The organism is Kosakonia sp. MH5, from assembly GCF_009935945.1.
Taxonomy (GTDB): domain Bacteria; phylum Pseudomonadota; class Gammaproteobacteria; order Enterobacterales; family Enterobacteriaceae; genus Kosakonia; species Kosakonia radicincitans.
Window position 1 is genome coordinate 79531 of the sequence record NZ_QODH01000002.1, and the last position, 14367, is coordinate 93897.

At 46.8% G+C, this 14367-nt stretch carries 13 protein-coding genes; 11 read left to right on the forward strand and 2 right to left on the reverse strand.

Annotated features, from left to right (window positions below):
- Positions 1–46 precede the first annotated feature (46 nt).
- A complete protein-coding gene (gene xseA / locus DK872_RS06780) occupies positions 47–1420 on the reverse strand; it encodes an exodeoxyribonuclease VII large subunit (protein ID WP_007370830.1) in 1374 nt (457 codons plus the stop codon).
- Between the two features lie 158 nt (positions 1421–1578).
- On the opposite strand from xseA, the gene guaB reads away from it, so the two are divergent.
- From guaB to DK872_RS06800, 4 genes are all read left to right on the forward strand, one after another.
- On the forward strand, positions 1579–3045 hold the full coding sequence (guaB, locus tag DK872_RS06785) for an IMP dehydrogenase (RefSeq protein ID WP_007370831.1): 1467 nt from the start codon (positions 1579–1581) through the stop codon (positions 3043–3045).
- Positions 3046–3157: 112 nt separating this feature from the next.
- Complete coding sequence (gene guaA / locus DK872_RS06790) at positions 3158–4735, forward strand: glutamine-hydrolyzing GMP synthase (RefSeq protein WP_007370832.1); 1578 nt, start codon at positions 3158–3160, stop codon at positions 4733–4735.
- 307 nt (positions 4736–5042) lie between these two features.
- Positions 5043–6236, forward strand: coding sequence for a site-specific integrase (locus tag DK872_RS06795; protein ID WP_161518170.1), 1194 nt, complete (start codon positions 5043–5045; stop codon positions 6234–6236).
- A 146-nt stretch (positions 6237–6382) separates the two neighbouring features.
- Positions 6383–7765: a Shedu immune nuclease family protein gene (locus tag DK872_RS06800; protein ID WP_161518171.1), complete on the forward strand. Its 1383-nt coding sequence runs from the start codon at positions 6383–6385 to the stop codon at positions 7763–7765.
- 193 nt (positions 7766–7958) lie between these two features.
- Here DK872_RS06800 and DK872_RS06805 read toward each other — a convergent pair whose 3' ends face one another.
- Positions 7959–8939: a LuxR family transcriptional regulator gene (locus DK872_RS06805; RefSeq protein ID WP_237656182.1), complete on the reverse strand. Its 981-nt coding sequence runs from the start codon at positions 8937–8939 to the stop codon at positions 7959–7961.
- Between the two features lie 86 nt (positions 8940–9025).
- Between DK872_RS06805 and DK872_RS06810 the strand changes: the two genes are divergently transcribed.
- From DK872_RS06810 to trbL, 7 genes are all read left to right on the forward strand, one after another.
- On the forward strand, positions 9026–9256 hold the full coding sequence (locus DK872_RS06810) for an AlpA family transcriptional regulator (protein WP_161518173.1): 231 nt from the start codon (positions 9026–9028) through the stop codon (positions 9254–9256).
- Between the two features lie 5 nt (positions 9257–9261).
- The gene (locus DK872_RS06815) at positions 9262–10119 is read left to right on the forward strand and encodes a helicase RepA family protein (RefSeq protein WP_161518174.1); all 858 of its coding nucleotides are present in this window, start codon (positions 9262–9264) and stop codon (positions 10117–10119) included.
- Positions 10106–10867: an ABC transporter ATPase gene (locus DK872_RS06820; RefSeq protein WP_161518175.1), complete on the forward strand. Its 762-nt coding sequence runs from the start codon at positions 10106–10108 to the stop codon at positions 10865–10867. The genes DK872_RS06815 and DK872_RS06820 overlap by 14 nt, the downstream gene beginning before the upstream one ends.
- Before the next feature lie 687 nt (positions 10868–11554).
- A complete protein-coding gene (gene traJ, locus DK872_RS06825) occupies positions 11555–11908 on the forward strand; it encodes a conjugal transfer transcriptional regulator TraJ (RefSeq protein ID WP_104659001.1) in 354 nt (117 codons plus the stop codon).
- Positions 11909–11989: 81 nt separating this feature from the next.
- Positions 11990–12784 (forward strand): P-type conjugative transfer protein TrbJ, encoded by a 795-nt coding sequence (gene trbJ, locus DK872_RS06830; protein WP_161518176.1) that lies wholly within the window; start codon positions 11990–11992, stop codon positions 12782–12784.
- A gap of 11 nt (positions 12785–12795) precedes the next feature.
- Positions 12796–12969, forward strand: a complete 174-nt coding sequence (locus DK872_RS27305) for a hypothetical protein (RefSeq protein ID WP_202625977.1) — start codon at positions 12796–12798, stop codon at positions 12967–12969.
- 2 nt (positions 12970–12971) lie between these two features.
- The gene (trbL, locus tag DK872_RS06835; RefSeq protein WP_161518177.1) at positions 12972–14333 is read left to right on the forward strand and encodes a P-type conjugative transfer protein TrbL; all 1362 of its coding nucleotides are present in this window, start codon (positions 12972–12974) and stop codon (positions 14331–14333) included.
- Positions 14334–14367: the final 34 nt, after the last annotated feature.

Genomic DNA, 14367 nt, shown 5'->3' on the forward strand with positions numbered 1-14367 from the left:
AAGAACAACAAAAGTATAGGGGCAGCTTATAGATTAATCGTACAAATTAAGATGATTTACGCTGGCGCGGTTTCTTTACGGGCGTCACGTTGCTGACTTCACTCTCCACCCAGCCGTCATTCAGGCGGGTGGTAAGCTTATCGCCGACTTTCACCTGGCGGGTTTTTTTCAGAACTTCGCCAGCCGGAGAGGTGGTCACGCTGTAACCGCGCGCCAGCGTCGCCAGCGGGCTGACGGCTTCCAGATGCGTAATAGCAGAACCAAAACGTTCGCGCGTGGTGCTTACACGGTCGCGAATGTTCTGGCTAAGGCGATATTCCAGTTGCTGCACGCGGCTTTGCGCGCGATGAATCCGCGGCTGCGGGTTTTGCTGATTCAGACGTTGCATCACGCGCTGCTGACGGGCAGAAGCGCGTTTTAACTGTGTATCCAGCGCGTTTTGCATGCGCTGCTGCAGGCGCTCCAGCACCGTTTGCTGGCGTGCCAGCCGTAACTGTGGGTGCTGCTGTTGCAGGCGATGGTTCAGCAGGGCAAAGCGGCGGTTGCGGCCAGCCAGGTAATAATCCATCGACATCTCTAAGCGCTGCTGCATCGCCTGTACCTGGCGCAGCAATTCAAGCTGGTTGCGGCTGACAATTTCCGCTGCGGCCGAAGGCGTTGGCGCGCGCAGATCGGCAACAAAATCGGCAATCGTGACATCGGTTTCATGACCGACGGCGCTGACCACCGGAATGCGACTTGCGAAAATCGCACGTGCGACGCGTTCGTCGTTAAAGCTCCAGAGATCTTCCAGCGAGCCGCCGCCGCGACCAACAATCAGCACGTCGCACTCCTGACGTGCGTTTGCCAGCGCAATGGCACGTACGATTTGCTCCGGCGCGTCTTCGCCCTGCACCGCCGTTGGGTAGATGACTACCGGCAGCGACGGATCGCGGCGTTTCAGCACGTGCAGAATATCGTGCAGCGCCGCGCCGGTTTTCGACGTGATCACACCCACGCAGTGCGCAGGCGAGGGGAGAGGCTGCTTAAGCTGCTGATCAAACAACCCTTCAGCAGCGAGTTTGGCTTTTAGCTGCTCATACTTCTGCTGCAACAAGCCTTCGCCGGCCGGTTGCATGCTTTCGACGATAATCTGGTATTCCCCGCGCGGTTCATACAGTGTGATGTTGGCGCGAACCAGCACCTGCTGGCCGTGCTGCGGGCGAAACGTAACGCGGCGGTTGCTGTTGCGGAACATCGCGCAGCGCACCTGAGCGGTATCGTCTTTTAAGGTGAAGTACCAGTGGCCGGAAGCGGGCTGGGTAAAATTGGAGATTTCCCCGCTGATCCACACCTGACCGAGTTCGCGTTCCAGCAGTAAACGCACCGACTGGTTCAGGCGGCTGACGGTATAAATTGAGGGGGATTGGAACGACGACATGTGAGCCAGATCAAATTCTAAATCAGCAGGTTATTCAGTCGATAGTAACCCGATACGAGGGGATGGCAAGTTTTTTCTCAAAAAAGTGTGGATGCAATCGGTTACGCTCTGTATAATGCCACGGCAATATTTAACCCCCCAGGTCAGAGATATTGCCCATGCTACGTATTGCTAAAGAAGCACTGACGTTTGACGACGTCCTCCTCGTTCCCGCTCACTCCACCGTTCTGCCGAATACTGCCGACTTGAGCACGCAGCTCACCAAAACCATTCGCCTGAACATTCCTATGCTCTCTGCGGCGATGGATACCGTGACTGAAGCGCGTCTGGCGATTGCGCTGGCACAGGAAGGCGGCATTGGCTTTATTCACAAAAACATGTCTATCGAGCGCCAGGCGGAAGAAGTTCGCCGCGTGAAGAAACATGAATCCGGCGTGGTTAAAGATCCACAAACCGTTCTGCCGACCACCACCCTGCGCGAAGTAAAAGAACTGACCGAACGTAACGGCTTTGCCGGTTACCCGGTTGTCAACGGCGACAACGAACTGGTCGGCATCATCACCGGTCGTGACGTGCGTTTCGTCACCGATCTGAGCCAGCCGGTCAGCGTGTATATGACGCCGAAAGAGCGTCTGGTGACCGTTCGCGAAGGGGAATCCCGCGAAGTCGTATTCGCCAAAATGCACGAAAAACGCGTTGAAAAAGCGCTGGTCGTTGACGAAAGTTTCCACCTGCGCGGCATGATCACCGTGAAAGACTTCCAGAAAGCAGAACGTAAACCGAACGCCTGTAAAGATGAGCAAGGCCAGCTGCGCGTTGGCGCGGCAGTCGGCGCTGGCGCCGGTAACGAAGAGCGCGTTGACGCGCTGGTTGCTGCAGGCGTTGACGTACTGCTGATCGACTCCTCTCACGGCCACTCCGAAGGCGTGTTGCAGCGCATTCGCGAAACCCGTGCTAAATACCCGGATCTGCAAATCATCGGCGGTAACGTTGCAACTGGCGCAGGTGCTCGTGCCCTGGCTGAAGCTGGCGTGAGCGCGGTGAAAGTCGGTATCGGCCCAGGCTCCATCTGTACTACCCGCATCGTAACCGGCGTAGGTGTTCCGCAGATCACTGCGGTTTCCGACGCGGTTGAAGCGCTGGAAGGCACCGGCATTCCGGTTATCGCCGACGGCGGTATCCGTTTCTCCGGCGACATCGCCAAAGCCATCGCCGCAGGTGCTGCCGCAGTCATGGTTGGCTCTATGCTGGCCGGTACTGAAGAATCCCCGGGTGAAATCGAACTCTACCAGGGCCGTTCTTACAAATCTTACCGCGGTATGGGTTCTCTGGGCGCGATGTCCAAAGGCTCTTCCGACCGTTACTTCCAGAGCGATAACGCTGCCGACAAACTGGTACCGGAAGGTATCGAAGGTCGCGTTGCCTATAAAGGCCGCCTGAAAGAGATCATTCACCAGCAGATGGGCGGCCTGCGCTCCTGTATGGGTCTGACCGGCTGTGGTACTATCGACGACCTGCGTACTAAAGCGGAATTTGTACGCATCAGCGGTGCCGGTATCCAGGAAAGCCACGTTCACGACGTGACCATCACCAAGGAATCCCCGAACTACCGCATGGGTTCTTAATGATTTCCGCGCCCGGTGCTTTCACCGGGCGCTGACTTTCATACTCTCTGTTCAGGTTCAGCCTGCAAGACGACGAGTATATTCATTGCCACTTGCCTCGGAAGTAACGTCAATGACGGACAACATTCATAAACATCGTATTCTCATCCTCGACTTCGGTTCTCAGTACACCCAACTGGTTGCGCGCCGCGTGCGTGAACTGGGCGTTTACTGCGAACTGTGGGCGTGGGATGTCACCGAAGCGCAGATCCGCGACTTCAACCCAAGCGGCATCATCCTTTCCGGCGGCCCGGAAAGCACCACCGAAGAGAACAGCCCGCGCGCACCGCAGTATGTGTTCGAAGCTGGTGTTCCGGTGCTTGGCGTGTGCTACGGCATGCAGACCATGGCGATGCAGCTCGGCGGCCACGTTGAAGGTTCTAACGAGCGTGAATTCGGTTACGCGCAGGTTGAAGTGCAGACCGACAGCGCGCTGGTTCGCGGCATTGAAGATTCCCTGACCGCCGAAGGCAAAGTGCTGCTTGACGTGTGGATGAGCCACGGTGACAAAGTGACGGCCATTCCGTCCGATTTCGTAACCGTTGCCAGCACCGAAAGTTGCCCGTTCGCCATCATGGCGAATGAAGAAAAACGCTTCTACGGCGTGCAGTTCCACCCAGAAGTGACCCACACCCGCCAGGGCCTGCGTATGCTGGAGCGCTTCGTGCGCGATATCTGCCAGTGCGAAGCGCTGTGGACACCGGCGAAAATCATCGACGACGCGGTTGAACGCATTCGTCAGCAGGTTGGCGATGATAAAGTGATCCTTGGCCTTTCCGGCGGCGTGGACTCCTCCGTCACCGCAATGCTGCTGCACCGCGCCATCGGCAAAAACCTGACCTGCGTATTCGTTGATAACGGTCTGCTGCGCCTGAACGAAGCCGCTCAGGTGATGGACATGTTCGGTGACCACTTCGGTCTGAACATTGTTCACGTTCCTGCAGAAGATCGCTTCCTTTCAGCACTGGCTGGCGAGAACGATCCGGAAGCAAAACGCAAAATCATCGGCCGCGTGTTCGTGGAAGTGTTCGACGAAGAAGCACTGAAGCTGGAAGACGTGAAATGGCTGGCGCAGGGCACTATCTACCCGGACGTGATCGAATCTGCCGCATCCGCAACCGGTAAAGCGCACGTTATTAAATCTCACCACAACGTGGGCGGTCTGCCGAAAGAGATGAAGATGGGCCTGGTTGAGCCGCTGAAAGAGCTGTTCAAAGACGAAGTGCGTAAAATTGGTCTGGAACTCGGCCTGCCGTACGACATGCTCTACCGTCACCCGTTCCCGGGGCCGGGCCTTGGCGTTCGCGTACTGGGCGAAGTGAAGAAAGAGTACTGCGACCTGCTGCGTCGTGCCGATGCGATCTTTATCGAAGAGCTGCATAAAGCCGACCTCTACAACAAAGTGAGCCAGGCCTTCACCGTATTCCTGCCGGTCCGCTCCGTCGGCGTGATGGGCGACGGCCGTAAATACGACTGGGTTGTCTCTCTGCGTGCAGTAGAAACCATCGATTTTATGACCGCACACTGGGCGCACCTGCCGTACGATTTCCTCGGTCGCGTTTCCAACCGCATCATCAATGAAGTGAACGGTATCTCCCGCGTGGTGTATGACATCAGCGGCAAACCGCCAGCGACTATTGAGTGGGAATGATTTAACGTCTGGCAACAGCCTGCACGTAAAAGCAGTAAAACACCTCTAAGCCCGCGTAATTGCGGGCTTTTTTGTTTTTATGTCTGGCACTTTCTGGCAGCTGTTAGCAACGGGAAGCACGGTTTTTTCAATGGAATTTTTGATGGTACTCTCTGGTTTTGAATTCAGGTTTGAAAAAGTACCATGTGATAAATTTCGGCTGAGTTATGGTATTTGTTTTTTATAATTCAAATAAAAACAGATAGTTAAATAACTTTTCTGAACTTTTTACAACATGGTATTAATTAATATAGGAAAACAATCAACCATGTTGACTGACACCAAGCTGCGCCACCTTAAGCCGAAGGAAAAACTCTATAAAGTTAATGACCGCGATGGTCTGTATGTTGCGGTGACTCCGGCTGGAACGATCTCATTTCGCTACAACTATTCAATAAACGGAAGACAGGAGACCGTTACTTTTGGCCGCTATGGTGTTGGAGGGATCATGCTTGCAGAAGCGCGTGAACGGCTCAATGAAGCTAAAAAAATGGTTGCCGGTGGAAGATCGCCTGCGAGGGAAAAAGCCAGAGATAAAGCGCGTATCAAAGATGCGGAGACTTTTGGCGCATGGGCTGAGAAATGGTTACGTGGCTATCAAATGGCTGAATCGACGCGTGATATGCGACGTTCGGTATATCAAAGAGAGTTGAAGGCAAAATTTGCCCAGCAGAAACTGATTGAGATTACACATGAAGACTTACGCGCATTAACTGATAACGTTGTCGAGAGAGGGGCACCGGCGACAGCTGTACACGCCAGAGAGATTGTATTGCAAGTCTATCGCTGGGCTATTGAGCGCGGTCAGAAGGTGGAGAATCCAGCTGATCTGGTACGGCCTGCAAGCATAGCGAAATTTGAGCCTCGTGACAGGGCATTGACGCCAGTTGAAATCGGTCTGATGTATCGATATATGGAGCGGGTAGGTACGACACCATCAATCAGAGCAGCGGTTAAACTTTTGCTGTTAACGATGGTACGTAAAAGTGAGCTTACTAACGCGACCTGGAACGAGATTAATTTTAGTGAAGCTGTATGGACGATACCAAAGGAGAGGATGAAACGACGTAATCCACATTTGGTTTTTCTTTCCCGACAGGCAATGGATATTTTGATTGCTCTCAAAACCTTTGCCGGTAGCTCTGATTTTATCCTTCCTTCGCGCTACGATTCCGATGCGCCAATGAGTAGCGCTACTTTAAACCGGGTGTTGACACTGACGTATCGTCTGGCACAGAAAGAAGGGCAGTCATTGCCAAAGTTTGGTCCCCATGACTTACGGCGTACAGCCAGCACCTTACTACATGAGGCCGGGTACAATACTGACTGGATTGAGAAGTGTCTTGCACATGAACAGAAAGGGGTACGGGCTGTTTACAACAAGGCCGAGTACCGCGAGCAGAGATCAGAGATGCTGCAAGATTGGGCGAATATGATTGATGAATGGGTGCTAACTAATTAAAAATCAATGGGTTAAATGTGGGAGGTTGCCTAATCTGACATCAGAAGATGATTTTAGCCGCTAAAATTTGCTGTTGAGCAACAGATTACCTACGACTATTGTAGCCTGATTAATTCGTAACCTTCTATACAACTAAGGAGTTTGATTTGGCCTCTCTGCGACCCTCTGCATATAATCAGCGCGACCGTGAAGATGGTGGCCCTTTTCTAATTATTCAGTCTGCTGAGTCGGAAGAAGGGGTTGATGTTTTTTTTACAGATGTACCTCCAGAACAATTCTCCTCTGATTCTCCGATTGCTCTGTTAATGAACATCTGCCCTGATAAAATGACAATTTGGCCGATTAATGTTCGCCAGGACACAGATGAGTACCTCTCTCCAAAATATGACAGACTTGAACGCATTGTTATCACCCGGTCTATAGTTGAGCCTTATCCTTTACCCGAATCAGAGGATGACGTAGTCGGCCTTCTGGAACAGCTACCCGATGGATTTGCAAAAGATTATCGCTTTGGCTTGGGTCTTCTCTGGGAATATCGGTATATTTGTGATGCTGTAACAAGTAGAGATGATGTAAGTATTCTGATTATACAGGGGGGCGATAAGGCTATTATCAACCCACCGTTTTTCTTACTTGGCATAAAACGTTTTAATCGACTTCGAAAGGAACTCAACACAATTACTTCTCGATATCAGAGAGAGGCGCGAAATGAGAAGAAATTCCAAACATATCAATCTATTTTACATGTTGCAGATCCAGAGTATTATCCTGCATTAATAAAAAAATTACGTTCAGGTACTATCGCTGAGAAAACAAGTGGTGGCCGTGACAATACAGCGCTGGGGCCTCAAGATAGACATGCCGTTGTTCAGCTTGTGAAAGATAATGTAGAGGCCTTAGCTAAAACTGAGCCTCGCTCTTTGCTAGCTCTGAAAAATGATATTGAATTAGTCACTCTCGAGCAGCTGATAGCCCGTTACCGTGAAATGCTTGGTTGTAAGCTTACTGAAAGTAAATGGCAAAATTTTTTGATGGACAACCCGTTTATTTTGAGCCTTGCCTTTGCTATTCCAGTTTATTTGGTGCAGGGACAAGCATATGCTGGGGGGAAAAAGTTAAATGGACGCGAAGGAAAATATACTGATTTTGTTTATGCATCAGCTGCCTCAGGTAATCTGGCTCTCGTAGAAATTAAAAAACCTGAAACGGAACTTTTAAGTAAGAAACCATATCGCGGTGGCGATGTTTATGCTTGTTCCGCAGAGTTGAATGGAGCGCTTTCTCAATTACTCGATCAGCGCTTTAAACTACAGATGACACTTCCTGTCCTGAAAATGAATGCTAGCCTGAATAATATCCATGGATTCGCTATCCGGTGTATAATTATAGCAGGCGTTTCACCAACTGAAAATGATCAGAAAAAATCATTTGAATTGGTTCGAAATGCCTTTTCCGAAGTTGTTGTGATTACTTTTGATGAGCTTTTACAACGGTTAATTGAAATTAGAAATGCGCTTACTCCAAGTTAAAATTCTGTCTTATTTGATTATGCGTATTCATCTTTTTCAGTTTGATGACCTTTCTTATATTTTTTTATATAGCTCTTAAAACATATTAAATATAAAGTAAATAACTGCGGCAAATTAACTGCGTGATTTAGTTTATTATTTGTAAGTAAATTTATTGGCTTTCTAATTATTTTAGTTGTTCGAAGGAAAAACATTAATAAGTAACGTTTTGAATATAAAATTCTTTACGAACAGATGCTAATGCCTTGGACACTGCTTGACGTGTCATAGGTATGTGATGGTTTCTCGTAAGGGCATTTGCAACCTCAGATTGACTAAGTCCTTGATGTTTTAAGGCAAGAATCTTTTTCTTAATATCAGTGAGCTTAGAATCAGTCATACGCCGCGCAATATTTCTCAGTTCGCAAATATCTACTGGTGTAAAGGTTTGACTGAGCATCCAATGAGAAAAGTAGTAATCAATCAACGCATCGCCAGAATTGGCGTTAACCTTGCTCGGTTTAGCACATTGCCGTCTCAGCCTTAATACTTCCTTATTAAACTGTTCGAGAGAACGCTTCCCTTGTCTATAAAGGGGATTCCATTGGCCATTAGCCAGTCTAGGCCTATGGTTAGAGCAATATCGATGGCTAAGTACAATTTTTTTATTTATAGGAAAGAGAGTATCGATAGTAACGTGCTCTGATATTAAGCGAATAAATTTAGAGAATTCTGTCTGATTACCACAAAACTCACAAAAGCCAAGTTTGCGCTGAGAGTTAATAGTCCCACCGGTTACTACAGGCGATAGTTTTATTTGAGGCTTATTCGCACATTGATTAACTAATTCTATAATCGATTCGACTGTATCGCTAAAGCTACGATCAAGGGACGTTTGCTGATCTTTGATTAGCACAAAATGACGTAATAGATGTCGTTGCGCGCGGGCCAAGGTATCAAAGCCCACGGTTTTTATTAGTTCGCTAAATCCTATTTCTGTACTAGCAATGTAGCATCTGTAGCTTGTTGGCAGTGAATTTATATAGTCTGCTACTGCTGGATCAATGACCTCTTTTATTAAACGTAGTAAGGGATATCTCCGAGAAGATAATGAATACGGAGAAGATTGTTCTTCAAATTCTTTGATCGCGGCCGCGACAGCTTGATCACAGCCCTTCCAATAAGTAATTTTCATGTCAACCATTTTATACAATGAAAGAATTTTCTCAAGTGGTAATGCTTGGCATTCTATGAGCCTGAGAGGAAACTGGAGGAAGGTAGATGCAAACAAAGGCAAGTAACACACTTATTAATAGAAAAACACTTCTGAAAATGATCCCATTGTCAGCCCGGACTATTTATAACCTTGAGCAACGAGGCGAATTTCCTCGCCGTATAGCACTTACCAGTCGAAATGTTGCATGGCAACTGTCCGAAGTAGAACAGTGGATTGCGGATCGTAAATCAGCAATGTTTAAAGCATCTCGCCCTGGTGTCATGTTAGGTAGGTAACAATTATGTCATTAAATATAAAGGAATTATTTACAACTACTCCGCCATCAATTGATTATGTGTTACCCAATCTAGTAGCCGGTACTGTCGGAGCAATCATTTCTCCCGGGGGAGTTGGGAAATCAATGTTAGCACTACAGTTGGCTGTACAGATTAGCTGCGGTCACGATCTTTTAAATTTTGGAAAGTTTCCAACAGGCTTAGCGACTTATCTTCCTGCAGAAGATTCTGCTGCCATAATTCATCATCGTTTGCATGCTTTAGGTAAATATCTAACTATGCAACAGCAGCAGATTGTAGCAAATAATTTGTTAATTGAACCCTTGGTTGGAAAATTCCCAAATATTATTTCTTCTAATTGGAACGATTTTCTCATGAAAGTTTCAGAAGGTAGGCGTCTGGTTATTTTTGATACTCTTCGCCGCTTTCATCTAGAAGATGAAAATAATAGTGGTGCAATGTCGAACGTTATTGGAAAACTTGAAGGCATGGCTGCTGATTTAGGTTGTTCAATTATTTTCTTGCACCATTCAAACAAAAGCGCTGCCACGATGGGATTTGGTGACATGCAACAGGCAAGTAGAGGTAGTAGTGTCCTGGTTGATAATATACGGTGGCAATCTTATCTTGCTGGTATGACCGCCTTAGAAGCAAAGACGTATGGTATTGCTGATGGCGTTCGAGGTCAATTTGTTAGATTTGGAATCAATAAAGCAAATTATGGAGAACGTGCCCCAGATTATTGGTTCCAGAGACACGATGGCGGGGTATTAAGAACAGCTTTGCTTAACTCGCGGGATAATAAAAAACTTTCTCAAGCAAGAAAGTTTTCCTTGAGTGGTGCTGACAATGACAGCTGGTAACAAAGTGGCACCTACAAGTACAGCATGGCAATCCCGTGTGATTCTTTATCAGCCAAGTCAGCGTCCTCAAGAGCTTAAGGGACAATGGATGGAGACGAGTTTCGGACGTTGTCGTGTTACAGGACGACTCGGTCAGCGTCATGCCGATATCATGGAGGCAATATTATATGTTGCCGAGAAACGCCGTGAAGTTTCTGATGGTGGAATCGAATTATTAGTAGATCCAGCTAAAGTACGTCGAACATTATCTGATAGGCAGTATAGCTATGGTCGCATACAAAAGCTGATGATAGATCTTCGCGTTGCAACAGTCGAAATTATAACGCCAGAGCTGGAGAAAAGCGGCGACTGCATAATCGGGGGGCTTATCGATCATGTAGTGCCATCACCGATGACTCGGCCTGATCCTTTGACGGGAGGGAAACGCCGATTATGGCGTGTACGACTGGGGGTAGCGCTCACAATGTTGTTAAAAAGAGATTTGCATTTTTATTATTCTCCTGGTCCGATAGCTCGATTACAACATGGTATTAGTCAAGCAGTCGCTCGTCACGTCTTAACTCATAAGCATGATCCAGCTGGAGGATGGTATACGGATAAGTTGATAATAGCAGTCTGTGGTGAAGGGACAAGTAATATGACTTTGCGTAATTATCGTCGACGATTGAAAGAAGATGCTAGGCAATTGCTTGAAATTGGCATTGAGGTTAAAAGTTCGAAGATAAAACGTGTCACAGCGGCCCGATAGTGTGCCACAACGGCCCGATGACGTGTTATGGCGGCCCGGTAGCGTGCCACAGCGGCCCGATTTTTTTACTATTCAGCAGCATTTACAGGATCGTCCAGTATCTTCAGGCTTTGAAATCACCTGCTTGAGCAGGCGTTTTCAAATCTAGAATCGGCCAAAGGCCGATGGTTGCACGCCAGAAGAAGATATTACTTACACGCTTTGTATATTGACACTTGAGGTTGATTTCATGACATATGAGGTACGCCCCTAGCTTTATGCATAGCGAGGCAGATTTTAGCCGCTAAAATCTGCAATGCACATGCTCAAACAAGTTAATTAAAAAAGTTCATAGGAAAATAAAAGGTTTCTTACAATATATCGAAACGTAAATATAGTTTGTGGAGGTCCATATGTAACTACTAAAGGTCATTTTCAAAATGGAGGAACATAGTTTCCTTGCAAAAAACATGTTTGCTGTAGATTTTTACTCGAGTAATCCTTCATTAATACACTAAGAAAACACAACCTATACACCGAAATACACATCGACGTGCACAGATATACTACGGCAACTGGAGGGCAGGACATGTAAAGTAGGCCCACCGCTGGGGTGTTCCAACTTTACCACTCCCTATTCGCCGCATCACGGCTCAAGGTAGTCCTGCTCTGCGAGGCTGCCAGGCTACCGCCTGTATGGAGAGTTATATGAAAGTTACGCAGACTAGAAAAAATAGTACGCCAATAAAAGTTTACTGTTTACCCGAAGAAAAAGTTCTCATCCAAGAAAATGCAGAAGCATCTGGATTAAGTGTTACCGGTTTTGTTCGTAGAGTTGCAATGGGTTATCAAGTTGATTCTATCGTCGACATAAAACAGGTTAATGAACTGAGCCGAGTAAATGCTGATCTCGGTCGACTTGGTGGGTTACTTAAATTGTGGCTGGCTAAAGATCCTCGCACAGTGAATTTTTCGCCCACAATGATAAAAACGTTGCTTGCGAAAATAGAATCAACTAGTCAGGAACTAAGGAATATTATGGATAGAATCTTGGATAAATAAATGCATGGCTTCCTATATATCAGCATCTGTTATCAGTCCGAGAGTTCAATGTTAGTAATCACTTGAAATTGAGGTAAGCAAATGAAATTTATGCTCCGAGTATTTTCATCGCAGAGAGGCATTTTAGCCGCTAAAAATGCCTTAGTAGCTTCCTTCGTGGCGTCCATCGTGGCATTTCCGGTGAAAGCAGGCATTCCTGTTATTGATGGAACTAACGTGGTTCAGACCACAATCAGCGCAGTCAACAACGTTCAGGCAGTAGCAAAACAAATCCAGCAATACCAGACGCAACTGCAGCAATACGAAAACATGCTACAAAACACAGTCGCACCTGCCGCCTATATATGGGATCAGGCTAACTCAACTATCAAAAAACTTCTGCAGGCGCAGGATACGCTGAACTACTACAAAAATCAGGCGGGTAGCCTTGATTCTTATCTACAGCGTTATCAGGATGTTAACTATTACCGGTCTTCTCCGTGCTTTAACAGTAATGTCTCATGTACAGCTGATGAGATTAAGGCACTGCAAAATGCCGACAAAAACAACTCAGAAGCCCGTAAGAAAGCAAACGATGCTGTTTTTAAGGCTCTCGATGAACAGCAGATAATGCTCCAAAGCGATGCTGATAACCTTGTCAGATTGCAGAGTCAGGCAAGCGGTGCACAAGGGCAGATGGAAGCCATTCAGTCAGCTAATCAGCTGGCCAGCGCACAGGCAAATCAGTTACTCCAAATCCGCTCATTACTTATGGCGCAACAAAATGCGGCTACAACCTTGGCACAGGTGCAGGCCGATAAAGAAGCCCAACAAATAGTAGCCGATCAAAAAGTATTAGCTGGACAGAATACACCAAGTCCGAAGCGAATTTGGTGAGGAGCAACTGAATGAAAGAGAAAATTATGATGGCATTTATTGTAATTAGTTCATTGATTCTATGTTCTTGCGAAAAAAACGATAAAGATTGTTTATCGACGCCATCTAATAAATTAGATGCACATAGATACGATAAGTGTGCGTTGCGTAGTAAAAACAATCCAAGCCCTAAACGAGAATGGTAATTATGAAAACAGTAAGCAAACTCACTTTTTTAGGTACCATACTTTTCTTTTCTGTAAACGCCTATGCTGGTCAATTAGATAGTAGTGGGTTACTTGATACTTTGTTAGATAAGTTTCAACAAGTAGCTAGCACATGGACAACAGTAATTGGTAATTATGCGAATTGGCTCTTCTGGGGGGTGGTATTAATAAGTATGGTTTGGAGATTTGGTATGATGGCGATCCAAGGGGAGGGGTTGACTGGTGTACTTGCAGAAATAGTTCGCTTTTTTGCCGTCATTGGTTTTTTTTATTATATTTTAATCAACGGCCCAGCCATATCGCAATCCATAATTAACTCAATGAGACAGCTTGCAGCAAACGCTTTAGGAATAAGTACTGGTATTTCACCATCAAGCATAGTTGATATGGCGTTTGCGATATTAACAAAGGTCAGTTCAGCCGCATCAATTTGGTCGCCAATGATATCCACCATTATGATAACAGTCGCGATAATCGTTCTGGTAGTGATGTCTCTTATAGCGATAAATATGCTAATCATGTTGGTTTCTGCATGGGTGTTATGTTATGCAGGAGTTATATTGCTTGGGTTTGGTGGTTCGAAATGGACCTCTGATATAGCAATTAATTACTTACGAACTGTTTTGTCGATTGGCATTCAATTATTCACGATGACATTAATTATTGGGGTTGGACAATCATTTATAGATCAATATTTTTCTATTATTAAAGATGATGTTCCTGATCTTAATAGTCTTATCGTTTTGCTTCTGGCGTCAATCATTCTTTTAGTATTGACTAATAAATTACCGTTGTTGTTATCTGGCGTTGTAGGAGGGGCACCCTTACAAGGCATCGGAGGTTTTGGAGCAGGTATGATTACGGGCGCTGCTGCTACTGCAATTAGTGGTGCTGGAACAATGGCAATGAGCGCTACAGCTCAAGTCAGTGGTGGGGCTTCTGCATTAAAAGCCGCATTTGAATCTGCACAAACGGCAATGGCCGAAGAATCCGGATCTGTCGGTGGTGGTTCAAGCGGCGGATTTGGTGGTGGTGTAGATACCGGTTCTGTAGAAACGTCGGGACAGCAACCATCTGGTAAAGGTAGTTCCAGTGGGGGAAGCGAAGGTTTTGCTGCATCGTTCTCTCGTGCTGGCCGCATGGCAAGCCATATGGGAAGCAGTATGGCTAACGGGGCTGCTGAGTACCAGGCAATGAAGCGAAGTAGCAACTCTTCCCGAGTCCAACAAACTTTTGGAGGGGAATTGGCGGCTCAAATACGTAAACAAACAGCTACTCGTCGGGATAACCGGGAGCATGATGATTTTGCAGGAGATAGCTTATCCGGCAATAATAAATCTTGAATCGCGCGCGTCAGTTAACGAGGTAGCGTGAACT

Excerpts from the sequence above, each read along its gene's own strand:
- DK872_RS06795 (WP_161518170.1), top strand. The coding sequence starts at position 5,043 with ATGTTGACTGACACCAAGCTGCGCCACCTTAAGCCGAAGGAAAAACTC.
- guaB (WP_007370831.1), top strand. The coding sequence starts at position 1,579 with ATGCTACGTATTGCTAAAGAAGCACTGACGTTTGACGACGTCCTCCTC.
- guaA (WP_007370832.1), top strand. The coding sequence starts at position 3,158 with ATGACGGACAACATTCATAAACATCGTATTCTCATCCTCGACTTCGGT.
- trbJ (WP_161518176.1), top strand. The coding sequence starts at position 11,990 with ATGAAATTTATGCTCCGAGTATTTTCATCGCAGAGAGGCATTTTAGCC.
- xseA (WP_007370830.1), bottom strand. The coding sequence starts at position 1,420 with ATGTCGTCGTTCCAATCCCCCTCAATTTATACCGTCAGCCGCCTGAAC.
- DK872_RS06805 (WP_237656182.1), bottom strand. The coding sequence starts at position 8,939 with ATGAAAATTACTTATTGGAAGGGCTGTGATCAAGCTGTCGCGGCCGCG.
- DK872_RS06820 (WP_161518175.1), top strand. The coding sequence starts at position 10,106 with ATGACAGCTGGTAACAAAGTGGCACCTACAAGTACAGCATGGCAATCC.
- DK872_RS06815 (WP_161518174.1), top strand. The coding sequence starts at position 9,262 with ATGTCATTAAATATAAAGGAATTATTTACAACTACTCCGCCATCAATT.
- traJ (WP_104659001.1), top strand. The coding sequence starts at position 11,555 with ATGAAAGTTACGCAGACTAGAAAAAATAGTACGCCAATAAAAGTTTAC.
- DK872_RS06810 (WP_161518173.1), top strand. The coding sequence starts at position 9,026 with ATGCAAACAAAGGCAAGTAACACACTTATTAATAGAAAAACACTTCTG.
- DK872_RS27305 (WP_202625977.1), top strand. The coding sequence starts at position 12,796 with ATGAAAGAGAAAATTATGATGGCATTTATTGTAATTAGTTCATTGATT.
- trbL (WP_161518177.1), top strand. The coding sequence starts at position 12,972 with ATGAAAACAGTAAGCAAACTCACTTTTTTAGGTACCATACTTTTCTTT.